The sequence below is a fragment of the Bacillus sp. T2.9-1 genome, from assembly GCF_950097965.1.
In the GTDB taxonomy this organism is placed as follows: domain Bacteria; phylum Bacillota; class Bacilli; order Bacillales; family Cytobacillaceae; genus Niallia; species Niallia hominis.
Window position 1 is genome coordinate 11,608 of record NZ_CATNHG010000096.1, and the last position, 23,945, is coordinate 35,552.

Annotated in this window: 25 protein-coding genes and 1 riboswitch; of the genes, 10 read left to right on the forward strand and 15 right to left on the reverse strand. The window is 34.0% G+C overall.

Annotated features, from left to right (window positions below; genetic code table 11):
• Positions 1–34: 34 nt before the first annotated feature.
• The 3 genes from QQZ16_RS13045 to QQZ16_RS13055 all read right to left on the reverse strand — a co-directional run bounded on the left by QQZ16_RS13045 (position 35) and on the right by QQZ16_RS13055 (position 2,505).
• The gene (locus QQZ16_RS13045; protein ID WP_031536967.1) at positions 35–1,258 is read right to left on the reverse strand and encodes a sensor histidine kinase; all 1,224 of its coding nucleotides are present in this window, start codon (positions 1,256–1,258) and stop codon (positions 35–37) included.
• A gap of 16 nt (positions 1,259–1,274) precedes the next feature.
• Entirely contained in the window at positions 1,275–1,946 is a 672-nt protein-coding gene (locus QQZ16_RS13050; protein ID WP_031536966.1) for a response regulator transcription factor, read from the reverse strand.
• A 190-nt stretch (positions 1,947–2,136) separates the two neighbouring features.
• Entirely contained in the window at positions 2,137–2,505 is a 369-nt protein-coding gene (locus QQZ16_RS13055) for a hypothetical protein (protein WP_031536965.1), read from the reverse strand.
• Between the two features lie 125 nt (positions 2,506–2,630).
• Here QQZ16_RS13055 and QQZ16_RS13060 point away from each other — a divergent pair, with 125 nt between their 5' ends.
• From QQZ16_RS13060 to QQZ16_RS13070, 3 genes are all read left to right on the forward strand, one after another.
• A complete protein-coding gene (locus QQZ16_RS13060) occupies positions 2,631–2,885 on the forward strand; it encodes a general stress protein (RefSeq protein ID WP_031536964.1) in 255 nt (84 codons plus the stop codon).
• A 505-nt stretch (positions 2,886–3,390) separates the two neighbouring features.
• Entirely contained in the window at positions 3,391–4,314 is a 924-nt protein-coding gene (locus QQZ16_RS13065; RefSeq protein ID WP_031536963.1) for an HD domain-containing phosphohydrolase, read from the forward strand.
• The gene (locus QQZ16_RS13070; RefSeq protein WP_031536962.1) at positions 4,311–4,631 is read left to right on the forward strand and encodes a hypothetical protein; all 321 of its coding nucleotides are present in this window, start codon (positions 4,311–4,313) and stop codon (positions 4,629–4,631) included. The genes QQZ16_RS13065 and QQZ16_RS13070 overlap by 4 nt, the downstream gene beginning before the upstream one ends.
• A gap of 544 nt (positions 4,632–5,175) precedes the next feature.
• On the opposite strand, the gene ade is transcribed toward QQZ16_RS13070, so the two are convergent.
• Entirely contained in the window at positions 5,176–6,909 is a 1,734-nt protein-coding gene (gene ade, locus QQZ16_RS13075) for an adenine deaminase (RefSeq protein ID WP_031536961.1), read from the reverse strand.
• Positions 6,910–7,318: 409 nt separating this feature from the next.
• Between ade and QQZ16_RS13080 the strand changes: the two genes are divergently transcribed.
• From QQZ16_RS13080 to QQZ16_RS13090, 3 genes are read left to right on the forward strand one after another with little or no spacing between them, the layout of a single operon-like run.
• On the forward strand, positions 7,319–7,885 hold the full coding sequence (locus tag QQZ16_RS13080) for a chromate transporter (RefSeq protein ID WP_031536960.1): 567 nt from the start codon (positions 7,319–7,321) through the stop codon (positions 7,883–7,885).
• A 2-nt stretch (positions 7,886–7,887) separates the two neighbouring features.
• Positions 7,888–8,427: a chromate transporter gene (locus QQZ16_RS13085; protein WP_031536959.1), complete on the forward strand. Its 540-nt coding sequence runs from the start codon at positions 7,888–7,890 to the stop codon at positions 8,425–8,427.
• A 46-nt stretch (positions 8,428–8,473) separates the two neighbouring features.
• Positions 8,474–8,950: an Lrp/AsnC family transcriptional regulator gene (locus QQZ16_RS13090; protein WP_031536958.1), complete on the forward strand. Its 477-nt coding sequence runs from the start codon at positions 8,474–8,476 to the stop codon at positions 8,948–8,950.
• Positions 8,951–9,076: 126 nt separating this feature from the next.
• Here the strand turns inward: QQZ16_RS13090 and QQZ16_RS13095 are convergent, their stop codons facing one another.
• The 3 genes from QQZ16_RS13095 to QQZ16_RS13105 are packed head-to-tail and all read right to left on the reverse strand — an operon-like array spanning position 9,077 to position 11,504.
• Positions 9,077–9,634 (reverse strand): 5' nucleotidase, NT5C type, encoded by a 558-nt coding sequence (locus QQZ16_RS13095; RefSeq protein ID WP_031536957.1) that lies wholly within the window; start codon positions 9,632–9,634, stop codon positions 9,077–9,079.
• A gap of 20 nt (positions 9,635–9,654) precedes the next feature.
• Positions 9,655–10,755, reverse strand: coding sequence for a bifunctional diaminohydroxyphosphoribosylaminopyrimidine deaminase/5-amino-6-(5-phosphoribosylamino)uracil reductase RibD (gene ribD / locus QQZ16_RS13100; RefSeq protein WP_031536956.1), 1,101 nt, complete (start codon positions 10,753–10,755; stop codon positions 9,655–9,657).
• Positions 10,756–10,766: 11 nt separating this feature from the next.
• Positions 10,767–11,504: a GTP cyclohydrolase II gene (locus QQZ16_RS13105; RefSeq protein ID WP_031536955.1), complete on the reverse strand. Its 738-nt coding sequence runs from the start codon at positions 11,502–11,504 to the stop codon at positions 10,767–10,769.
• Positions 11,505–11,941: 437 nt separating this feature from the next.
• Between QQZ16_RS13105 and QQZ16_RS13110 the strand changes: the two genes are divergently transcribed.
• Positions 11,942–12,817, forward strand: a complete 876-nt coding sequence (locus QQZ16_RS13110) for a TetR/AcrR family transcriptional regulator (protein WP_031536954.1) — start codon at positions 11,942–11,944, stop codon at positions 12,815–12,817.
• Positions 12,818–12,907: 90 nt separating this feature from the next.
• On the forward strand, positions 12,908–13,897 hold the full coding sequence (locus tag QQZ16_RS13115; RefSeq protein WP_031536953.1) for a potassium channel family protein: 990 nt from the start codon (positions 12,908–12,910) through the stop codon (positions 13,895–13,897).
• A 155-nt stretch (positions 13,898–14,052) separates the two neighbouring features.
• On the opposite strand, the gene QQZ16_RS13120 is transcribed toward QQZ16_RS13115, so the two are convergent.
• The 8 genes from QQZ16_RS13120 to QQZ16_RS13155 form a co-directional block, all read right to left on the reverse strand.
• A complete protein-coding gene (locus QQZ16_RS13120; RefSeq protein WP_311297389.1) occupies positions 14,053–14,337 on the reverse strand; it encodes a four-helix bundle copper-binding protein in 285 nt (94 codons plus the stop codon).
• Between the two features lie 198 nt (positions 14,338–14,535).
• Positions 14,536–15,882: a glucose-6-phosphate isomerase gene (locus QQZ16_RS13125; protein WP_031536951.1), complete on the reverse strand. Its 1,347-nt coding sequence runs from the start codon at positions 15,880–15,882 to the stop codon at positions 14,536–14,538.
• A gap of 239 nt (positions 15,883–16,121) precedes the next feature.
• The gene (locus QQZ16_RS13130; RefSeq protein WP_031536950.1) at positions 16,122–17,285 is read right to left on the reverse strand and encodes an iron-containing alcohol dehydrogenase; all 1,164 of its coding nucleotides are present in this window, start codon (positions 17,283–17,285) and stop codon (positions 16,122–16,124) included.
• A gap of 253 nt (positions 17,286–17,538) precedes the next feature.
• Positions 17,539–18,750, reverse strand: coding sequence for an ornithine--oxo-acid transaminase (locus QQZ16_RS13135; protein WP_031536949.1), 1,212 nt, complete (start codon positions 18,748–18,750; stop codon positions 17,539–17,541).
• A gap of 243 nt (positions 18,751–18,993) precedes the next feature.
• Positions 18,994–19,401: a S1 domain-containing post-transcriptional regulator GSP13 gene (gene yugI / locus QQZ16_RS13140; protein ID WP_031536948.1), complete on the reverse strand. Its 408-nt coding sequence runs from the start codon at positions 19,399–19,401 to the stop codon at positions 18,994–18,996.
• A gap of 277 nt (positions 19,402–19,678) precedes the next feature.
• On the reverse strand, positions 19,679–20,851 hold the full coding sequence (locus QQZ16_RS13145) for an aminotransferase (RefSeq protein WP_031536947.1): 1,173 nt from the start codon (positions 20,849–20,851) through the stop codon (positions 19,679–19,681).
• On the reverse strand, positions 20,851–21,351 hold the full coding sequence (locus tag QQZ16_RS13150; protein ID WP_031536946.1) for an Lrp/AsnC family transcriptional regulator: 501 nt from the start codon (positions 21,349–21,351) through the stop codon (positions 20,851–20,853). The genes QQZ16_RS13145 and QQZ16_RS13150 overlap by 1 nt, the downstream gene beginning before the upstream one ends.
• A 239-nt stretch (positions 21,352–21,590) precedes the next feature.
• The gene (locus tag QQZ16_RS13155; RefSeq protein WP_031536945.1) at positions 21,591–21,851 is read right to left on the reverse strand and encodes a DUF1871 family protein; all 261 of its coding nucleotides are present in this window, start codon (positions 21,849–21,851) and stop codon (positions 21,591–21,593) included.
• A 171-nt stretch (positions 21,852–22,022) separates the two neighbouring features.
• Positions 22,023–22,129: riboswitch (SAM riboswitch) on the forward strand.
• Positions 22,130–22,246: 117 nt separating this feature from the next.
• On the opposite strand from QQZ16_RS13155, the gene QQZ16_RS13160 reads away from it, so the two are divergent.
• A complete protein-coding gene (locus QQZ16_RS13160) occupies positions 22,247–23,260 on the forward strand; it encodes a methionine ABC transporter ATP-binding protein (RefSeq protein WP_031536944.1) in 1,014 nt (337 codons plus the stop codon).
• On the forward strand, positions 23,250–23,927 hold the full coding sequence (locus tag QQZ16_RS13165; protein WP_031536943.1) for a methionine ABC transporter permease: 678 nt from the start codon (positions 23,250–23,252) through the stop codon (positions 23,925–23,927). The genes QQZ16_RS13160 and QQZ16_RS13165 overlap by 11 nt, the downstream gene beginning before the upstream one ends.
• Positions 23,928–23,945: the final 18 nt, after the last annotated feature.

Here is a 23,945-nt window from a genome sequence, read left to right on the forward strand (position 1 = left end):
GCTTGTTCCAAAGATGCTTTGAAACAAGCCAGTTTTATTTAGGAAAATTAATTTCAAACGTCGTCCCAACTTCTAATGTACTATCTACCTTTATCGTACCATCATGTTTTTCAACAATCCATTTTGCAATGGAAAGACCTAAACCTGTCCCTTCTCGATTCGTTCTTGATTGTTCTACTTGATAAAAACGGTTAAAGATTTTCGAAGTTTCTTCTTTAGGAATACCAATCCCCGTATCCTTTACTTGAATTATAACCGAATTAGCCTTTTCCATCGCAAGTAGTTGAATCTCTCCACCTTCCATCGTATACTTCATACTATTATCCACAAGAATAACAAGCAATTGATGTATTCGTTCCTTATCACCAATAAACGAAATCTTGTTTTTTACAGTGGCATAAATTTTTTTTCCTTGAAAATCAGCGATATCTGCATATTGATTAACAACATCATGGATTACTTCCTCTAAAGCAAATTGCGTTTTCACTATTTCTACTTGATTTGAATCCGATCGAGCCAAAGTGAGTAAATTTGTTACAAGTTTACTCAATCTTCTTGTTTCTTTTGAAATAACAGAGATATCCAATGCTCTTTCCTGAATAGTTGCTTCCGGTTTTTGAAAAAGCACATCTGCACGTGACTGGATAACAGCTAAAGGTGTCCTTAATTCATGTGAAGCATCAGACACAAATTGTTGCTGGGCCTCCCATGATCGCTGGATAGGGATTAAAGCTCTCCCTGCCAAAAAATAACCAGCAATTACAGCAAATATGCTACCAATACTTATGCCAACAGTCATGATGATTATTAGCTGTTCTAACATACTCTCCTCAGAATCAATATTCCTGATTATTTGAATTGTCTTTGTTTCTCCATTAATCTCTATATTAGTAGAAATAGTTTGAAACTGTAATCCTTCTGACGACGTTTTCTTTTCTAAAATATTGATGGAATTCGGTTTTAAATATTTCTCTTCCTCCGTATAATCTATAATTGAGTTTTCCGAGATTCCTTCAATTTCTCCGGTACTATTCCACTGGATAAGCATTAATTTAGGACCTACCATTGGAATAGGACCACGTCCATCTCTTTCACCCATTCGCTTCAGATCTTCAATACCATTATAAAGAGACATATTGACCTCACGATAGGTTTGCTTTTCCGTAAATAGATATATGGTATAACCTATAATAGCCATTAGCAGAATAAAGACAATCGAATTTAAAATGGTTAGATTAATTCTTGTTTTACGAAACATGTATATACTTTACCCCTTAGTAATCCTTCAAAATATAACCGACACCTCGGACAGTTTGAATATCTTTATGATAATCAAATGGTTCTAATTTCTTTCGAATCTGATGAATAAAGACTTCCACAATGGCAATCGTTGTATCTGAATCAAACCCCCAAATCCGATCAAAAATTTGTTCCTTCGTTACTATTTTTCCATTATTTTGAATAAGATATTCCAATAATTCATACTGCTTTATGGTTAACTTGATTGGATTATCGTTTACTAAAATATCATTTTCTTTCCCTGTTAGTATGATTCCCTTATACTTGATGCCCTCATCTAAATCAAGAGCTCCACTTCTTCTTAACAATGCTTTAATTCTTGCTTGAAGTTCCGGTGTTTGAAATGGCTTAACGAGATAATCATCTCCTCCAAATTCCAAGCCTTTTACTCTATCTTCAAGTGAATCCTTCGCAGTTAAAAATAATACTGGTGTTTTAATTTTCTCTTTTCTAATATGTTTAACAATATCAAAACCATTCACATGTGGAAGCATCACATCCAAGATAATCAGGTCATATATATTCTGCCCTGCAAAGAACATACCATCTTCGCCGTTATCTGCAATATCTACGGTGTATTCTGTTTCCAGAATTGTTTTTAAAGAATCGAGTAACAGTTTGTTATCTTCTACGATTAATATTTTCATTTAATGTTCTCCTTACCTTTTATCCCAGTCTGTATCTAAAACTTACCTTCTTTCTATTTTAATAGCAACGTCTTAACTTATCCTTAATATCTATATTTTTTATTTACTTATCAAAATAGGCAGTAATCCATTTTTAACAAATGAATCACTGCCTATTATTATAAACGCTTTAGGAGCTAGCTTGCATCCCTTATATTACTTCTGGAAGAATAAAATAATTAGCTAGCTTCGCATTAACATGTGTTTGCCAATTATGTAATGGAATGTCGAGGTTCTCCAATAATTTATATGCGTGGACCCATGCACTCATCTCCGCATTTACATGATATGACCAGTCATGTAACCATTTATCATGATTTAATTCTCCATTCACAAAATCAATAACATGACCAATTTCATGTGCTAGTGCATAAGTGTTTTCTAAAGAAAAATGATAAGGAATGGTAATATACATTTTCGTATTAAAACTTATTTTTTTCGTTGAATCATATACAACTTTACATCCTAATTCCTCAGCAAAACTAACTACTTTCATAAATCTTTCTCTTGAAATCATCATACCTTAATTCCCCCTTTACCAATATTTACTATACTTAAAAACAATATGTTTACGTTTATACTCTTCAGAATCGGCTATATAACCTATGTAACGTTAATTAAAAATCTTTTATGGGAGTGATAGAAATGGCAGACAACAACAAAATGAGCAGAGAAGAAGCAGGAAGAAAAGGCGGAGAAGCTACTTCTAAAAATCACGATAAGGATTTTTACCAAGAAATTGGACAAAAAGGTGGAGAAGCTACCTCTGACAACCACGACAAGGAATTTTACCAAGAAATCGGTAAAAAAGGTGGACAGGCAACTTCTGATAACCACGATAAAGAATTCTACCAAGAAATTGGCCGAAAAGGCGGAAATTCTCGTAACGACAATGATTAATGGATACCGACATATCCATTATCTAATTTAACTTATGTTAAATATCCCGGTAGATATTCCACCAAAAAGGAACAAAAAAAATTAAAAACTATAGCGATTAAGGGACTAACCGTTGCAAAAAGTGACACTTTGCAACGGTTAGTCCCTTTTTACCTATTAATAGTTACTTTCTATCATACAATATCAGCAGACGTTATTCAAAGGTTTGATTTTGATTACCAATATTTATAATGATTGGGAGTTACTTGTCTATCATTCTATTATCTAGTAATTTTTTCTTAATTAACAGTATTTACAATTAGAGCTATTATTTCCATCCAACTTTTGATACAATATTTTTGTTAAGTTTTACATATTTCGATAATATCCTCCCTTTTAAGAATATAGTATAATATAATCAATAATACCTATTAAAATTAAATTATTAATGATTTAAAATAACTATAATTGAAATTATATAGATTATACTAATCTATTTTTATTGTATAAAGAGAGGGAGTAAATTGTGGCCATTATTAATACGGGAGAATTTATAGAAACAGTAAATATTAGAGGCTTACAACTTTCACTAATAGCTGCTGGCGATGGAACAGAAATTATATATCATAAGATGATGCCTGGATCTAGTTGGGCAATGACTCCTGAAGAGGGGTGGGATGGCTTTGAATACTTTTATATCCTTAAAGGAAAAATGCATTACCACACCGATGATGAAGTTATCGAATTAAATGCTGGACAATCTTTTTTTGAAAATCCTATAAAAAAATATAGTATATTCCATTCAGATGAAATTACTGAATTTATTTACGTAACAAGTCAACCAGTATTCCATTATTATAGTAAATGTTCAAAAGATTTAATGGATCTTGCAATTGCTATTGAAGAAAAAGATGGCTATACAGTTGATCATTGTGAAAGAATTAAAAAATATTCTCTGTTAGTAGGAGAAGCTTTAAATTTAAATAGAAAGCAAATAACTCGATTAAACCTCGCTTCATTTTTTCATGATCTAGGAAAAGTTAAAGTTCCGCTTGAAATTCTATTAAAACCAAGTAAATTAACAGAATCAGAGTTTGAAGTTATGAAAAAACATACTACATTCGGTAGGGACTTATTGGAAGAAACAAAAATACCTGTTTTATGTGAAGTTGGATTAATAGTTGAACAACATCACGAGAGATACGATGGGAAAGGATATCCAAAAGCCCTTAAAGAAGATGAAATATCTATAGAAGCTGCAATTATCTCAGTAGTTGATTCATTCGATGCTATGACAACAGATAGAGTCTATAAAAAAGGAAAATCAAAAGAAGAAGCATTTGAAGATATTCTAAATAACCGGGGTACTATGTATCACCCCTTAGTGGTCGATACTTTTATAGCACTAAAAGAAGAAATATTAAATTATGAAAAGGGAGAGAACTTATGAAAAAATTAGTATGGAGTTTATTAGCAGTAGTATTAATAGTGTCATTTCAAGTAAAGCCAGCAGAAGCTGCTTACTTACCAGAGTATGACAAATACATTGAGGTATCTTATGATCAAGCAAGACAAATTGCAGATAGTCTTGGTCTTAAAAATGTGCCATTAGGTGAACAAACTGCAAATCTGTCTTTTGATGTTCAAGAAAAATTAATTGCAAAAATTGAAAAGATTATAGGTAAAGAAATTGATCATTACTATATTTGGTTAACAGTTGACGGTGAAAAAGTGCTTGGAATTGATCCCCCACTTCCACAAATGTAAGTACGTCAGAGTAACTAAAAAAAGTGCATGACTAAGTAATATTCTTGGGCATGCACTTTTTTTATGTCATTATTTTAATCTTTTAAAGAATTCTCTATGCCATATTAATAATTAGCTTTATCCAGCCAAAAAACGAAATCCACAAAGGTATACTAATAATTACTCCCCATTTTAGCCCATTAAAAAAATTTGCTTGTTCTTCCATCATTATCCACTCCTCATTAGTAAGTAGATGATCTATACATTCATTATATCAGAAAACGCTTTCATTATTACTAAATTAATGATAAATTATATGTCTATATGGATTAATTTGTATACTCTTATAAAAGTATTCACTTTTTTTGGCGACTTTAAACATTCAATTTCCATTATTCAATATAGAACTCTACATTATCAAGATAATCATGGGCTAAAAAAGAAAAAACCCGAAATCTCTTTCGGGTCAAATATATTTTAAGAGGGGAAACTCTTAACCTATTTATAGAATATCGAATAATTATGAACAAATAATGAACAAAAGATTAAAAAAGAAAAAAATCTATTATTTAGTAACTGCTACATCTTTATAAGTAAAAGAATGAAAGTCAAATAATCCTTTGTCTGTAAGCTTTAAGGTAGGAATTACAGTTAATGATAGAAAAGATAAGGTTAGAAAAGGATTAAACGTATCATTTCCTTGCAGAATTTTTACTTTTTGATTTAATGACTTTAGCTGTTCATACAGGGTTAAATAATCTTGATCTGAAATCAACCCAGCAATCGGTAACGGGAGCGTGGCAACTACTAATCCTTCAGATACTACCACTATTCCCCCATTTATATTTTGCAACTCATTAATTGCCAACAATATGTCTTCATCACTTGTTCCAACTGCTACGATATTATGGGAATCATGAGAAATAGTTGTGGCGATTGCACCATTTTTAAATCCAAATCCTTTTACTATTGCTTTTCCCACATTTCCAGTTTCGCGATGTCGCTCAGCAACAACTAGTTTCAGTTGATCTTTCTTCAAAGAAGATTTAAAATTCCCATTCTCCACTTCTACTTTTTCAATTACTTCATTTGTAACAATACTATTCGGAATAATTTCGATAATATGACATAAATCAGATGCTAAGGGAAGTTTTAAATCATCTAAGGTTACTTTTGCACAATTTATCGGCGGTAAATTAGTAGCCAAATAGGAATGTTCAATTAGCTTCTCTTCTAGTAGTTTCCCATCTTCTACCACACATTCACCCTTTTTAAATACACTGTGAATGGTTAATTCTTCAAGATTATCGACAAGCAGAAAATCAGCTTGATAGCCTGGAGATACTGCTCCAATTGATTCTAAACGAAAACATTCAGCCGCATTAATTGTCACCATTTGAATGGCAATAATAGGGTCTAGCCCTTGCTCTATCGCTATGCGCACACTATGATCTACACTACCTTCTTCTATTAAATCATCTACTAATTTATCGTCTGTTACCAATAAACATCTTCGTGAATTTCTCGTTGTTACAGCAGGCAATAAAGCTTTCAAATCTTTGGCAACAGTACCCTCTCTTATCATTAGATACATTCCTAAATCTAAACGATCTTTTGCTTCTTGTAACGTTGTCGCTTCATGATCATTCCTGATTTCTGCAGCACTATAAACATTTAATTTTTCTCTTTCAATACCTGCCGCGTGACCATCGATTAAGCGATTATTTTTTTTGGTCAGCACCAACTTATCAATCATATTCAAGTTCGTCTCATATACAGATGGAAAATCCATTACTTCTGCCAATCCCAATACTCTTTCGTGGGAATAAAAAGCCTCTAAATCTTTTGCATATAAGGTTGCACCATTGGAATCTTCTGGAACAGCAGGTACACAAGATGGCAGCATCACACGAATATCCAATGGAAGATTTTCGGATTTATCTAACATATACTGAATGCCATCTGCACCTGCAACATTTGCAATTTCATGTGGATCCGTTATTACTGTGGTTACACCATGCAACAATAGTATTTTCGCAAATTCCTGAGGTGTGAGCATACTACTTTCAATATGTACATGACCATCAATAAGACCAGGAATTAAATACTTTCCTTTCGCATCAACCATACTTTTGCCTTTATAACTACCAATTCCAGCGATTGTATCATCCGCGATCGCAACGTCTCCTGTCATTATTTCACCAGTAAAAACATTGACAATTTTTGCATTGGTAATTACTAAATCAGCAAGTTCTTTTTTCGCAGAAACTCTAATTCTTTTTTCCAATTTATCTCTCAAGAACAAATCCCTCCTCGTTAATTCCGAATATTCACATTTTACAAAGTGCTACAACAAACCTACTTAAGGAAGGCTACTTTCGTATAAATTGTTTCTTGTAAACAGATCATTCTGCAATAAAATCAACACCAACTATACTAATATTTAATTCATCGTGCATAGGAATGGTATAATGAATGGTTATTTACGAAAGCTAGAGAAAGATAACTCTAATTTTAAATATATTTTTATCATTTTATTATATGTTGATTTATTTTTCAACGCACATACTACTGCAACTTTACTTCCCATTAGTATTGTTTTTACATATTATTTAAACATATTATCGAAATAAGTGATATTATAATTACGTATCGTAATGATGATTCCCCTCTGTCGTTTCAATTGTAAAGAAAGGAGAAATAATTATATGTATAAAGATTTAATTCTAGCGATGCTACGTTCAGGTATTTTTGGATTTGGTGGAGGCCCTTCCGTAATCCCATTATTTCGTCACGAAGCGGTGACTAAGTATAAGTGGATGGATAATGAGGAGTTTGGGGATGTGTTAGCCATTGCGAACACTCTTCCTGGACCAATTGCAACGAAAATTGCCGCCTATTTAGGCTATCGTCAAAAAGGGACCGTTGGAGCAATTGTTAGCGTCTTCGCTCACATCTTGCCGACTTGTTTAGCTATGGTATTCTTATTTTCATTTATATCTATTCTTAGTCATTCGCCAATAATAACAAGTATGGTCTCGGCAGTTGTACCTGTAATTTCGGTAATGCTTGGCTTAATGGCATATGAATTTGGAGAAAAAGCAGTGAAAGGACTAGGAATCTATGTTGGTATCGGCTTAACAATTGTCTGTCTCCTCTTATTACAAACATTTTCGATACACCCTGGTATTGTCGTACTCATTTTTCTAACCTATGGAGCCTTCCATTTTAAATTAAAACAGAAATTCTTACATAAAAAAGAAAGAGGAATGTAAATATGATTTTTGTGAGTATTTTTCTCAGTTTCCTAGTAGCTAATTTATTAGGATATGGTGGTGGCCCAGCTTCTATCCCCTTAATGTATGAAGAAATAGTTAATCGATACAATTGGCTATCTAACACCGAATTCTCCAATATGTTGGCTTTTGCTAATGCGTTACCAGGACCAGTTGCTACAAAGATCGCTGCCTATGTAGGCTATGGAGTAGGTGGATGGGGAGGATTTGCTGTTGCGTTAATAGCAACGATTCTACCTTCTGCTATAGGGCTTATCTTTTTATTAAAACTAATGAGGAAACATAAGGACTCAATGATTGTAAAAGGGATGACCCTGCTTGTACAACCAGTTATTACTGCTTTAATGCTTGTATTGACGTTTGAGATGTTTCAAGATTCCTACCATTCCATCGGGATCATTCAATCTGCAGCGATTGCATTAATCGCTTTTTTATTGTTACAAAAATGGAAAGTACACCCAGCAATAGTTATTGTTCTTGCCTTTCTTTATGGAGGGCTTGTTGTTCCTCACTTGAGCTAAACTTAGATTTGGAAAGTAGATGAATCTTTTGTTGGAGGATTTTTTTATGGATAAAAATTTTTATGTGCCTAATATCAAGCTAGATAAAATAGATAGACAGATATTGTCGCTACTACACGAGAACAGCCGCATTTCTTATACTGATATCGGCAAAGAAATCGGTATTTCACGAGTAGCTGTTCAAACAAGAGTGAATACGCTTTTTGAAAAAGGAATTATTGAGCAATTCACAACGGTCATTAATCCTGCTAAAGTTGGGAAAACAGTGTCAGCTTTTTTTAATGTAGATGTGGAACCATCCTATTTAGAGGAAGTTGCAAGAACACTGGCAGAGGATCCTGCTGTCACCAGCCTATATCATATGACTGGTCCAAGTAAATTACATATGCACGGCATATTTTACGATAACCAAGAGATGGAGACATTTTTAACAAATAAGCTTTATGCAACAAAAGGCGTTGCAAGTGTAGACTGCCAAATCCTTATCAAACGATATAAAAGCAGAATCGGAATGAAGCTATAAGACTCCGATAAAATAAGAATAAATGGGGCTGGGACAAAACTAAATAACATTAATCACATTATAGTTCGTGTTTATTATTAGTTGAGATGCTTATACCCCAGCCTCATTTATTTTTGGAGTAAGAAACTAATATAATTGCTTTAGCTCTTTCCAATCCTTTATTCGATTCCATTCAAGATGCTCATTATAAAGATGGTCTTTCACATAAAGCTGTGTAGAATGATCTATGAGCGTTTCCAGAACAGCTGGCTTATCGTCAAAATAATAATCTAATTTGAGATTTTGAATAATCGTTATTTTCTCATGATCTTCCATTCCGCAATAAAAGTGATGATCCACAACAGGAAAACCTATCTCCTTCATCCACTCCTTTGTTTTTGTTGCAAATTGTTTATTTCGCGCTGTAATATAATAAACTTGATGGCCATTATGAACAAGTTCATTTAAAGCTTCAACAGCTCCAGGAAAAGGCGAACAATCTGTAAAATATATTTCTTCTCGAAGTGAATCCCATAGTTGCTTTCCTTCGATAGCATTCAATCCAAATGGTTCGTGAATTTCTACCGTTTTCAATGCATGAAAGCTTGCTAATGGAATATTCTTTTTAAGCTTTTTATTATAAATATTAAAGGCATGCTGTCTTAAATTGATCAGCGTATCATCTATATCAAATCCGAACTTCATTTATTTCCTCCACATAGATTCTATGCATTCCTTATCGGATAAGCAGTTATTTTAATATCTTCTCCTATCCATTCCGTCTTTTCAAAACGTAATGGAACCGCCTCATCGACTTTTTCGATATCTTCCCCTCTAAATGGCGTATAGGAATTAGCCCCCCCTGCTATTTTAGGAGCAATATATACTAAATACTTTTGAATTAGTCCCTCGCGCATAAAGCTTGCATTTACTTCACTTCCACCTTCAAGAAGGATATCCGTTATTCCGATTTTGTATAATTGTTGTAATGCATTTTTTAAATCTAATTTTCCATTAATAGAAGAGACAGCTAGCAAATCAACTCCCTTTCCTTTCAATGCCATTGCTTTCTCTGAATCAATATTTGCAGCCGTAACAATGATCGTTTGTGCCTCTTTACAATCTGTTATATTAGCATTTAAGGGTGTTCGTAAATTCGTGTCCAAGATAATTCGAATCGGGTTCTTTGAAGGTCCATCTAATCGGGTTGTCAATTTTGGATTATCTGCTAATACTGTCCCAACACCAATTAATATACCATCTACTTTGTTTCTTAAAAGATGCACTTCTTTTCTTGCTGTTTCTCCAGTAATCCATTGACTATGTCCAGTATGTGTGGCAATTTTACCATCCAAGGTCATGGCAACTTTTGAAATAACAAAGGGCATTTCGTGTATCATATTATGAATAAAACGCTCATTTAATTGCTGTGCCTCTTTTTTTAAAATCCCAACTTCCACTTCAATTCCTGCTTCTCTTATGATGCTAATACCTCGACCAGCAACTTGAGGATTAGGATCTTCTGTTGCAACAACCACTCTCTTTACCCCTGAATTTTTAACCAGCAATGCACATGGAGGTGTTTTTCCATAATGCGAGCAAGGCTCCAAGGTTACATATAGTGTTGCATCCATTGCATGGTCTCCTGCCATATTAAAAGCGTGAACCTCAGCATGTGGTTCCCCAGCTTTACGATGAAGACCTGTGCCGACAATTACCCCATCCTTTACAATCACAGCACCTACTACTGGATTGGGATTTGTCTTACCTAATGCAGATTCTGCAAGCTCCAATGCTAACTTCATATACTCTTGATCATGCTTCATACCTATGCTCCTTAAATGGTAACTGTATTTTTCAAAGGAATATGACCAGATTTATTTACTTTCGTCTTTAAATAATTCTCATTAAAGGGTGAAACATCCCCCCATAACGGAACATTTTCCTCTGCTGTAAGCCCAAGTTTCTTTAGAGCCTCTAATTTTTTGGGGTTATTTGTAATTAACTTCACTGGTTTTTGTCGAAGAGCTTGAAGTACTTTTATCGGTGCTTCATAACTTCTCATATCATCTGGAAAATCAAGTGCAAGATTTGCCTCAACGGTATCTAACCCATTTTCTTGTAAAATATAAGCGAGAGATTTTGTAAATAAACCAATCCCCCTGCCTTCATGATTTGCCAAATAGAAAAGGGCACCATTCCCATTCTCCACTATCATGCGCATTGATTCTTTTAATTGATATCCACAATCACATCTCTTACTTCCAAAAATATCACCAGTATGACAAATACTATGCATACGTATTAAAGCATTTTCATCATTAGCGAAGTCACCATATACTAAAACAGATGATTGCTGATATTCAGCTAAGCTTAAATTCGGTAATGAACGTAAGACTTCTTCTTTCGTTTGGTTTTTATTGATTGGTAACCATGTATACCATTGAAAAACTTCTACTTGGTCGCCCAGTTGTACTGGCAGTTTTACTGGTCCAACTAAACTTAAATTCTGCTCTTCATTAAATGCGATTATTTCCATTTTATTTTGAAGAAGATCGATAATATTTTGATCCATCCGAAAATCTCCTTTATTGTCTGTTGTATTCTTTATTTTGTATTAGCAATATAAATATATCATGTAGAATTTTCTTCCACTAATCATCCGTATTGGACGTGAAAATCAGTAAGCCTCATGATACTTACTATATGTAAGTAAGTTTATAATCATAAGGATAGAGCGTCAAGTAAATAGCATATAAATAATTAATTTAACCAATTGGATTACTCGACGTTTCCACTCGTCAGCCTAGTGATAACTATTATCATATAGCAAATCCTTCATTCGTACAATGTAAAAAGCTCCTTTATATTCATACAAGCATGACTTAGAAAATCCTATTCATTTGCTTTCTTTTGTTATATACTATATAATTTGACTACTTAGTCATGAATTCGGGACAATTTGACCAACTAGTCATTTAATTATTTCCTATAAGCGTAGGAGGAAAATACGTGAAAGAAAAAGAAAAAATAATTATTGATTCAGCAATAAAATTTTTTGCACAAAAGGGATTTTCTTCAACATCTGTACAAGAAATTGCAAGTGATTGTGGGATATCAAAAGGCGCCTTTTATTTATATTTTAAATCAAAGGAATCTCTTCTTTATAAAATTTTGCAATATTATTATGATGAACTAATTAATATTTTTGAAGAAATCAGCCTAAAATCAATCCCTGCTAGAGAAAAATACATGGATCAGCTTACTTTTATGTTTAGCCACGCCTTAAAGCATAAAGAATTTATCATCATGCAGTCAAAAGAACAGGCAATCCCATTAAATAGCTCTATTAAAGATTTATTATTACGCATGCAATCAGAAATGCAAAATTATCATCTCAAAGGTCTCCATGCTATTTATGGTGAAGAGAAGAAAAAATACCTTCTAGACCTTCTAATAATTCAGGAAGGCCTTGTCCATTCTTTTTTAAAAATTGTAATTCTAGAATCAAGCAATGTTTCAACAAAAGATATTTCCAATTATCTTTTGAAAAGATTAGATTCTATTATATCGGATATGGATGCAAATAACGAGCCACCACTAATATCTAATGATTTTATAAAATATATTATAAAGAAACCTAAGATAAACTTTCTAGAAGATAGCCACCAGCAAATTATCAATGCTGTTAACTCGATTCTAAGTAAAGTCGAGCACCTTTCAACTAAACAAGAGATCGAAGTAACAATGGAAGTGTTAATGACAGAAATTGATGCCGATAAGCCAAGGATTCCTATTATCAAAGGAATGCTGTCTAACTTGAATAATTATGAAATTCTGAGAGAAGAACAACAAACAATTGCTAATTTTTATCATATAGCACTTTAAGAATACTGGATAAAAAAGCTTTCATATGATTATGAAAGCTTTTTTATTGGTCAATAATGCAAAGGATAACAACTTTAAGAGGTGTCTACTTTGCCTAATTCCATGCTCTCAAGATTTTTAAGATTGCCGTTGAGTATACGTGTATTAACGATTTCTTTAACTATTATTATCCTATTTGGGTTCTTTATCACCTGGATTGAGCCAGAAACATTTCCCACTTTATTTGAAGGAATTTGGTGGGCAATTATAACAACCTCCACAGTTGGCTATGGTGACTATGCTCCTATAACGATTCTTGGAAGATTAACGGGCATTGCATTAATATTAACAGGCGTAGGGTTCCTTTCTACCTATTTAGTGACATTGGCTACTGCAGCTGTAGCTAAACAAAATGCCTATTTAGAAGGAAAATCAACCTATAGAGGACAAAATCATTTGATTATCATTGGTTGGAATGAGCGGTCAAAGCTAATGATTCATTCCATTATTAAAGATCGAGAAAATATTCCTGTTACATTAATCGACGAGTCCTTAGCTACTAATCCAGTACCTGAAAAAATACATTTTGTAAAAGGAAATTCTAATTTAGATTATGTTTTACTAAAGGCTAATATACTGACTGCTCATAAGGTTATAATAACTGCAGACCAAAACAAAGAAGAACTGCAAGCAGATATGCATTCGATTTTAACCTTACTCGCGATAAAAGGGCTGAATGCAAATTTACCATGTATTGTTGAAATACTTACTACAGAACAAGTACAGAATGCTAAAAGAGCTGGAGCAGATGAAATTATTGAAACAAATAGTCTAACAAGTTTCGTTATGCATAATAGCTTAAATTCACAAGACACGATGATTGCATTTCTAGAGCTTTTAAATCAACTAAAAGATAAAAAACTTCAATTTATTCCTCTAAAAAATATTAATGAAGAATTAGTGGATTATTTGACATTAAATCATTATTTATTAGCAAATGGGAAGTTATTGTTAGGAGTGAAAAGAGGGGGAACTAGTTATCTAAATCCCAACTCTTCCTTTGTATTGGAAGAAAAGGATGAATTAATTATTATTACTTAGTGCCAGAGATGTCAGTTTTCCAATGCATACTGCTTTGCCAACAAAAAGCAGTATGCATCAGAATATGAAAAAATTGAATGTATTCTATAACTCACTGCATGAAGAAACTAGGGCTTTGCTTTCATTAGCTCGTAGCATTCCTTCCATACAATATTTTAAGATTCTAGAAATGATTTACAAGCATCTACACACTCCATACAAATTTGCGCACAATATTGGCAATGACGATGATCATGTTTTTTGCATTCAGTAGCACAATCCTCACAAACAGATAGACAAATTTCTGCGAACTCTTTGGCATACGGTGACTTTCTAATAATAGCTTGTTCAAGATAACTGCAGAACTGGATACATTCTCTATTTAAATGAATACAATCAACCATTGCCGACACATTATCTTCAGCTAAACATTCATTTAAGCAATGATTACATACAATCATACATTCCTGTAATGATTTAATAACTACCTGTTCTTTTTCAACTAGCATTTCTAATTCCTCCTTCTATTAACCATTTCTATTTATTTAACCTTATAAGAATTCTTTAAACATATGGGACCACAAATAGAAGGTAATGGAATAAAAAAAGCTATCGATAACTTAGAATTTCTGAGTTATCGATAGCTCTTTTAATATGACTTATAAACGACTTTCTAGTTCAGCCTTTTTCTCTTCAAATCCTGGTTTACCAAGTAAAGCAAACATATTAACTTTGTATGCTTCAACTCCTGGTTGATCAAATGGGTTCACACCTAATAAATAACCACTAATCGCACAAGCTTTTTCAAAGAAGTATACTAGATATCCAAACGTATACTCATTCATTTCCGGAATGCTAACAATTAGGTTTGGTACTCCTCCATCTGTATGTGCTAGAAGTGTTCCTTCAAACGCTTTATTGTTAACAAAGTCAATAGTTTGACCAGCAAGATAATTTAATCCATCTAAATCATTTTCTTCTGCTTCAATAACAAGCTCATGACGAGGCTTGTCCACTTTTACAATTGTTTCAAAAATATCACGACGACCTTCTTGAACATATTGTCCTAATGAATGTAGGTCAGTTGAGAAGTTTGCAGAAGAAGGATAAATACCTTTTTGGTCTTTTCCTTCACTTTCGCCAAACAATTGCTTCCACCATTCGGAGAAATATTGTAATCCTGGTTCGTAGTTAATCAACATTTCAATTGTTTTTCCTTTGTTATAAAGAACATTACGAACTGCTGCGTATTGATAGGCAATGTTGTTTTTCAATTCTGATGTACCGAAATCAGTTCTAGCTGCTGCTGCACCTTCCATCATTGCTGTAATATCAGCGCCACTAACAGCGATTGGTAATAAACCAACTGGTGTTAAAACAGAATAACGTCCACCAACATCATCAGGAATAATAAATGATTCATATCCTTCTTCTGTAGCAAGCGTTTTTAATGCACCTCTTGCTTTATCAGTAGTAGCATAAATTCTTGTTCTTGCTTCTTCTACTCCATATTTTTGTTCTAATAATTTACGGAAAATACGGAATGCAATAGCTGGTTCTGTAGTTGTTCCAGATTTAGAAATAACATTAATAGAGAAATCTTTATCCCCAAGGAAATCAATGACATCACTCATATATGTAGAGCTAATATCTTTTCCAATAAAGATAATTTGTGGTGTGTTTCTTTTTTCTTTTGATAAAGAATTATAGAAACTGTGATTTAGCATTTCAATCGCAGCGCGAGCTCCAAGGTAAGAACCGCCGATACCAATTACAAGCAAAACTTCTGAGTCACTTTTAATTTTTTCTGCCGCTTTTTGAATGCGAGCAAATTCTTCTTTATCATAATCAACAGGAAGATCTATCCATCCAAGAAAATCGCTTCCTTGTCCAGTTTTTTCATGTAAGGAATGATGGGCAACTTTCACTGCATCTTCTAAATATGTAATTTCGTGCTCTCCAAAGAAACTTAATGCCTTTGAGTAATCAAAACGAACGTGTGTCATAAATGATCCTCCAATTATAATATTTATTTATACTCCTCTTCCACTTTATCGGAAGTAGAAAAAGGAATCAAGATAGAACTCATTATGAAAACGGATACAACTTCTTTTTTTTTCATTTTTCACCAATTTTTCATTTTTAATTCTCTATTATCCCCATAAGAAAGGGAATACGATTATTCCAGCGAAAAAACATACAAACAATTAGCATAAATTGTTTGTATGTTTTTTCATTTATTCTTTTATAAAGATGCTTTATAAATCGCTAAAACATCTTTGTCGTTCAACACTTTAAAATTACCAAATCCACCATTTACCATTGCTTTTTGGACCATTAAATCAAGCTTACTATCATCAATATCGTAATCAGCCAAACGAGAAGGTGCCCCTAAGTCATTCCAAAAAGCACGAAGCTTCTCAATTCCCTCAAGTCCAGCTTCTTCCGCTGTTTTCCCTTCAGGATCCACCCCAAACACTCTAACAGCTAATTGTTTAAAGCGTTCCGGTTTTACAGATAAGTTATGTTTCATCCAATTAGGAAATAGGATTGCAAGGCCACCACCATGAGGTATATCATATACGGCAGAAACAGCATGCTCAATGTTATGTGAAGCCCAGTCTCCACGGTACCCCATATTAAGCATTCCATTAAGAGCCATCGTTCCACAATATAAAATTGCAGCTCGATATTCATAATTGTCTAAGTCATTAACAAGCTTCGGACCAAACTCTATGACCGTTTTCAATACAGATTCGCACATATAATCTTGAAGTTCTGTATGCTCTTCTAGGTGGAAATAATGTTCAAAAACATGTGACATCATATCCACGATTCCATAAATCGTTTGATCTTTAGGAACTGTATAAGTATTTTCCGGATCTAGAATAGAAAACACAGGGAATGTAAATGGACTTCCCCAGCCAACTTTTTCTTGCGTTTCCCAATTTGTAATAACAGAGCCTGCATTCATTTCTGACCCAGTTGCAGCTAGTGTTAGAACTGTTCCAAACGGTAAAGCTGCTTTTGGAGCTGCTTTTTTTGTAATAAACTCCCATGGGTTGCCATCAAATTTTGCACCTGCAGCAATGGCCTTTGTACAGTCAATAACACTTCCTCCACCGACGGCTAATATAAAATCGATTCCTTCTGTTTTACAAATATCAACTCCACGCTGTACAGTAGTTAATCGGGGATTTGGCTCTACACCAGATAATTCAAATACTTCTTTGCCATTTTCATTTAAAATAGTCATTACTTTATCGTATAGACCATTTTTCTTAATACTTCCCCCACCGTAAACGAAGAGAATCTTCTTCCCATATGAGGCTAATTGATCTTTTAATTGTTCTAATTGACCTTTACCAAAAATAAGTTTTGTCGGATTATAAAAAATAAAGTTTTCCAAATAAATGCCTCCATTCCATTTTTTAAGAATTAATAATGTAAAACCTAGTGTATGACTTATTATTAAACAAACTTCTATGAAAATCAAAAGATTAAGCTTATGCAGCCGACAAATAGTATATGTATCCTCTTGATCACTTATCCTATAGTAAGCCCCAAGTAAGGAGAAGTTTCTTTATTAGGTATCTATCACTTTATCCATCTAACTTAATAAAGCTGACCTTCCAGCCAGCTTTTAACTATATATTTTTATTTTATTGATTGTTTACATTTAATACTTGCTTAATTCGCTCTAAAGCCCAATCTAACTCTTCAATGGTAATCGTTAATGGAGGTGCAAAACGGATGACCGTTTCATGTGTTTCTTTACATAATAAACCTACTTCTTTTAGCTTTTCACAATAGGGTCTAGCTTCAACCGTTAATTCTACCCCTATAAATAATCCTCTTCCTCTAATATCTTTAATAATCGGATTGTTAATTTCAGCTAATTTTTCCAGGAAATAATTTCCTAAGTTTGCAGAACGGTCTGTTAAATTCTCTTCTACGATTACATCTAATGCAGCAATGGATACAGCGCATGCCATTGGATTGCCTCCAAATGTTGATCCGTGGGAACCTGGATTAAATACTCCTAATATGTTCTTATCTGCAACCACACATGAGATAGGAAATACACCAGCTCCCAGTGCTTTACCTAATATATACATATCTGGTTCAATCCCATACCATTCACTTGCAAATAATTTACCTGTTCTCGATAGACCTGTTTGAATTTCATCGGCAATAAAGAGGACATTGTTTTCCTTACATAATTGATATGCCGCTTCCATGAAACCTTCGGGAGGAATGATGATTCCAGCTTCTCCTTGAATTGGTTCAACAATGAATGCCGCCGTATGCTCTGTAATAGCTTCTTTCAATCGATTTATATCACCATAGGGGATTATCTTTATACCTGGTAGCATCGGTCCAAATCCCCGCTTATACTCCTCATCAGAGGAAAGGGATACAGCTCCCATTGTTCTTCCGTGAAAATTCCCCTCACACACAATTAATTCTGCTTTATCTTTTTCTACACCTTTACAATCATAAGCCCATCTTCTTGCAGCTTTAATAGCCGTTTCTACCGCTTCTGCTCCAGTATTCATCGGTAGAACCATTTCTTTGTTCGTTAGTGTACTTATTTTTTCATACCAAGGACCTAATTGATCATGGTGAAAAGCCCGTGATGTTAAAGTAACACGATCTGCCTGTCTCTTCAAGGCTTCAATTATTTTCGGATGACGATGACCTTGATTTAAAGCAGAATAAGCACTTAACATATCCATATATTTATTTCCTTCTGGATCAGTTATCCAAACACCTTCTGCTTCGGAAATCACTATTGGCAATGGATTATAATTTTTCGCTCCATATTTCTCTGACTGTTCTATTAATGAAGTAGATTTAAATTCTTGAACCATCCAATCATCCTTCCCCATTTATATATGTAAAGACCTTTACATTAACTTTAGCTGATTTTATTAAAGAAGGATAGATTTTATTAGCGCTATTTTCTAAAAATTCATTTTATGCTTTTATTATGTGTCAATAACCTGCTTAATAATAGCAAAAACGACAAAAAAAAGACTGCCCCAAAGCAGCAGCCCTCAAATGAAATCAAATGAAGCATTAGCCTTTTCAACAGTCTTTTTTTATAAAACTAATTATTTTTTAATTAAATCATTACGATTAGATTGTTCAATCCATTCTTGTAATTTATCTTTTAATGTATTGAAGCCTTGTACGTTTTCTGTTTCAGCTACAGAAGCAGCTGTTTGACGTTTAGGACGAGGTTTTTTTGCTTTAGCAGCTTCTGGTTGTGCAGGTGCTTCTTCTGTAGCGCGGATAGAAAGACCAATTTTACCAGCATTTTCATCAATGGAAAGAACTTTAACGTTCACTTCATCTCCAACTTTTAAAAACTCATTGATATCTTTTACGTAACCATGTGTTACTTCAGAGATATGAACTAAACCTTGTGTATTTTCATCCAAAGAAACAAACGCTCCGTAAGGCTGAATACCTGTAACCTTTCCTTTAATAACACTTCCAACTTCGATTTTATCTGACATGAGAACACTCCTAATTGTTTATATTAATATTTCCTTTTATACGCATTATAAGATTATATCACATATCTGACATTTATACAAAAGGATTTATTTTCACTAATATAATTCCCTTATATAATTTGTGTAATCTATTGTCTTGAATGTACGAGTAAACCCCATTAGGTCATACTATCAATGATGACTGAACTACACGTTTCATATAAAAAAAGGTGTCATAAAAGAAAATCCACAACATAATGTATGGTGAAGATTTTCTTTTAAAACACCTCTTTTTAGCTTAATGCGTATGTTTCTCTACAAAACGATTCATTCTTTTCATTGCTTCCTGCAATTGTTGTAACGAGGAAGCATATGAACACCGAACATGCCCTTCTCCACTTTCTCCGAAAACACTACCTGGTACAACCGCTACCTTCTCTTCTATCAATAGCTTTTCAGCAAATGTTTCAGATGTCATCTTTGTTGCGGTTATATCAGGAAACGCATAAAAAGCTCCTCCAGGCAAATGGCAATTTAGCCCCATGTCATTTAAAGATTGCACAATAAAATTCCTTCTGCGTCGATAACTTTTCTTCATTTCTTCGACATCATTTTGACCACTTCTTAATGCTTCAAGTCCAGCATATTGTGCCATTGTCGGCGCGCACATTAAACTGTACTGATGGATTTTCAGCATCGCTTGGATTAATTCCTCTGGTCCACACACAAACCCTAATCTCCAACCAGTCATTGCAAACCCCTTCGAAAAACCAGATAGAAGAATGGTACGCTCCCACGCGCTATTTATTGCTGCTGTACTTGTATATTCTTCATCATAGCAAAGCTCTGCATATATTTCATCAGAAAGAATAAGCAAATCATGTTTTTCTGCAACTTCCACGATGTTTACTAACTCAGCTTTTGAAAGGGTTGTTCCTGTAGGATTATTCGGCGAACAAATCATTATTGCTTTTGTACGGTCGGTTATTACCTCTTCTAACTGATGTGGCTTGATTTTGAAATCATTCTCTTTTAAGCTTTGAACAGGAATTGGCACTCCCCCAGCTAGGGTTACTAATGGTGCATAAGAAACAAAGCACGGTTCTACAACAATAACTTCTTCTCCCTGGTTAAGTATAGCCCGTAAAGCGATGTCTATTGCCTGACTAGCACCAACAGTAACGATTATTTCAGAAGTCGGTTCATAGGAAACCAAAAATCTTTTTTTCATATAATGACTAATTTCCTCGCGAAGCTCTAATAGCCCTGGATTGGCAGTATAAGAGGTATATCCTTGTTCCAGTGATAAAATTGCTGCCTCTCTTGTTGACCAAGAAGTAACAAAGTCTGGTTCTCCTACACCGAGAGAAACAACTCCTTCCATACTGGATGCTAGATCAAAAAATCTGCGTATTCCAGATGGCTTCATTTCCTCTACTTTCTGTGCAATATAGCTTTTTGTTTGCTTCATTATGGTGACACCACAATTCTTTTATCATCATCTGAAGGTTCAAATATTGTTCCATCATGCTTATATTGTTTCAAAATAAAGTGAGTAGTGGTCGAAATTACAGAATCAAGAGTTGATAGCTTTTCGGAAACAAATCTTGCCACTTCATTCATGGATTTCCCTTCAATAATTACCGATAAATCATATGCCCCAGACATTAAATAGAGAGACTTAACTTCCTTGAATCGATAAATTCTTTGTGCAACATCATCAAAGCCAACACCTCTTTTAGGAGTAACCTTGACGTCAATCATGGCGGTAACCCCTTCATGACCTTCCACTTTTGACCAATCAACAATGGACGTATAGCGCACAACTATACTTTCTGTCTCTAATTTAGTAATCATTTCTTTTGTTTTTTCTAACTCTACACCTATCATTTTTGCTATATCTTCGTCCGATACCCTTGCATCTTTTTCCAGAATTTCAGCAATCTCAATTTCTTTTTCTGTTAATTTCATGTTCATCCTCCTGCTCGCCTTGAAATATTCTCATTATATCAAATTATCCCTAAACTTTTCGTACATTTTTAATTTTGGGCTTTCGTTTTTAGTTAATCTCCATTGCTTCTAAAAGAGGTAGCGTAAAGAACATTTTCCATTGGATTAATGATAGGAATCCACCCGAAGGCGAAGTTTAAACTTTGCCAACAGAATGAATTCAGACCAGATAAAGATTGTTTAAACACATCTTCCTGTCCTTATAGTGAACAGATGCCGCTACGTTTTATGGTCATAAGTTTTTTCGAGATTGTGAAGCACTTCTCCAAAGGAATCGTTTCTTCAAAAGAAAATTCATAAATTGCTTGGATAGCATTTGCTAACTCTTCTTCCTTATCTAAATCGTGGATTGCTTGTAGAATATCAGCAATTTCGGTATCATAATTCCCTTCCCCTATTGAAAAGGGATCCCATTCATTTAACAGACGCACAAATTCTAAATTCATTTCTTGACTATTCATTCTGTCACCCTTTGTTCCATTTTGCTAAAAACCATTCTATCATATATCTACTTAAAGAACATAGTTCAAAAAGTGGGATCCAATCAAGCTTTTAGTGTGTTGCAAATTGTAAATTTATATTGACAATTCAGTATTTTAGTTTTATTATTCATTTAGTGAAAATTTCATATTTACTTATCAAGAGAGATTGAGGGAACAGGCCCGATGACATCCAGCAACCTCCTTTCCTAAAGGAAGGTGCTAACTCCTGCAGAATTACTTATTCTGAAAGATAAGATCGGCTATATGCATACGATACTTCTTTCAAATGAAAGAAGTTTTTTTATGTTATAGGAGGTTTTAACATTCTAGTATAGTCGAAAAATGTTCATGTAAAGGGGGATTTGAAGTTTCTAATGATACAAATTAACGATTTGGTGAAGGTATATAACACAAAGAAAGAACAAGTTATAGGTGTAGACCATGTTTCCTTATCCATACAAAAAGGAGAAATCTTTGGAATCGTAGGCTATAGCGGTGCTGGAAAAAGCTCGCTTCTTCGTTGTCTTAATCTATTGGAAAAGCCTACTAGTGGCGAAATCATTATCGATAATATATCTTTAACAAAATTGAATCAAAGACAATTAAGAGCTGCTCGATTAAAAATAGGAATGATCTTCCAACACTTCTATCTTGTTAGTAGTAAAACCGTATATGAAAATATCGCTTTCGCTCTTAAAGCGGCAAATTTACCATCAAAAAAAATCCATACCCGGGTTTTAGAGCTACTCGATATGGTAGGATTAACCGATAAAAAAGACGTCTTTCCTGCCCAATTAAGTGGTGGGCAAAAACAAAGGGTAGGGATTGCAAGGGCACTTGCCAATAACCCAACCGTTCTCCTTTGTGATGAGGCAACTTCTGCTCTGGATCCAAGTACAACGAAATCAATTCTAGCATTGTTAAAAAAAATTAATAAGGAACTTGGCTTAACCATCGTTTTAATCACCCATGAAATGGAAGTTGTAAAAGATATTTGTGATCGCATGGCTGTTATGGAAGCTGGAAAGGTAATTGAAGAAGGGCCTGTATACGATATGTTCGCTAACCCAAGACAAGAACTTACAAAAAGTTTTGTAAATAGCATTCTTCAATTTGAATTACCAAGCCATCTATTAGAAGAACGAACAGGAAAAATTATTAAGGTTACCTTCCAAGGAGTTATTGCAGAAGAAGGAATTATATCGGATGCTTTCCAACAATATTCAGTTAAAGGAAATATTCTTCATGGAAAGATTGAATACATTCAAAACAACCCACTTGGAATTTTTATTATGGAATTAACAGGTGCTGATGATGAAATTACAAAAGCGATTGCGTATATTAAAGGTCGTACTAAAAACGTGGAGGTGATCCACCATGCCTCTTAGTATTGATTGGCATTATATTATAGAATTACTTCCTGATTTAAATTCTGCTTTTTTTGAAACATTATATATGGTTGGTATTTCTATTGTTGTGGCTATTATTGTGGGTTTACCGATAGGAATTCTTCTATTTGTTACAGATAAAGGATTATTTCTAGAAAATCCCATTATTAAAAATATTGTAGGGTTTGTTGTAAATATGGTCCGCTCCATTCCATTTATCATCCTATTAATTGCACTATTACCTTTAGCAAAATGGATTACAAACACAACCATTGGACCTACTGCTGCTTCGGTTTCTTTATCCGTTGCTGCCATTCCTTTTTTTGCAAGAATAGTGGAACAAGCTTTTCGAGAGATTGATAAAGGGGTAATTGAAGCTTCTGTAGCTATTGGGGCATCGCCCTGGATGATTATTTGGCAAGTATTGATACCTGAAGCAAGACCAGGAATCATTCAAGGTATTACCATTACGATTATAAATTTAATTGCTTATTCAGCCATGGCAGGAATTGTCGGCGGCGGCGGAGTTGGTGACCTTGCCATTCAGTATGGCTATTATCGTTATGATAATACTGTAATGATTACAACTGTTGTTGTTCTCATCTGCTTAGTCCAAATCATCCAATTTTTCGGAGATAAACTGTCAAAAGCACTGGATAAGCGTTAAACATATATACCTTAGGAG